Here is a 938-nt window from a genome sequence, read left to right as displayed (position 1 = left end):
CACCGACAAACTCAGGTACAGGTTTCGGGTGGACATTATCAGATGCTGGAGCTGGTGCATCTGGGAAATGATCATAATAAGGCTGTTGCTGCCATGCTGGCGGCTGATCTACTTCAATACCAAAGCTTGAAATAGCATCTTTTACCACACGCATCTCAACTTCGCCCTCATCTGCTAAGCATTTAAGTGTAGCTACTACAATGTGGGCTGCATCAACGTGGAAGAAACTACGTAGTTGCTCACGCGTGTCTGAACGTCCAAATCCATCTGTACCAAGCGTGGTGTAAGGACGGTTATCTGGTAACCATGCACGGATTTGCTCTGAATAATTACGCATATAATCAGTTGCAGCGACTACGATACCTTCGTGCGGCGCAAGCTGCTCTGTTACCCATGAGACTTTTTCTTCTTCCATAGGGTGCAAACGGTTGTAATCATCACAAGCCATACCATCACGAGTCAGCTCATTAAAGCTGGTCACACTCCATACGTTAGATGTGATATTAAACTCATCTTTTAGTATTTTTGATGCTTTTTGGACTTCACGCAAGATCACACCAGAACCTAACAGCTGAACTTGGGTTGAACCATTGTCTTCAAGCAAGTACATGCCACGTTTAATACCTTCCTCACTTCCTTCAGGCATCGCAGGTTGCTCATAGTTCTCATTCATTAAGGTCAAGTAATAATAAACACGCTCACCTTCGCCATACATTCGGCGCAGGCCATCATGCATCACTACTGCCAGCTCATAACCAAAGCAAGGATCATAAGTCACACAATTAGGTACCACATTAAATAGTAACTGCGAATGGCCATCTTGATGCTGCAAACCTTCACCGTTTAAGGTAGTACGGCCAGCAGTTGCACCTAATAAGAAGCCCTGAGCCTGACAATCGCCTGCCGCCCAAGCCAAATCACCAATGCGTTGGAAACCA

1 protein-coding gene is annotated in these 938 nt (G+C 45.5%); it reads right to left on the bottom strand.

Annotated features, from left to right (window positions below):
• Positions 1 to 938 (bottom strand): transketolase-like TK C-terminal-containing protein (locus ACS8FD_RS17645; RefSeq protein WP_439276808.1); only part of this gene is annotated, 938 nt, incomplete at both ends.

The organism is Psychrobacter sp. 1U2 (assembly GCF_051847575.1).
This window is presented reverse-complemented; position numbering and strand designations above follow the sequence as displayed.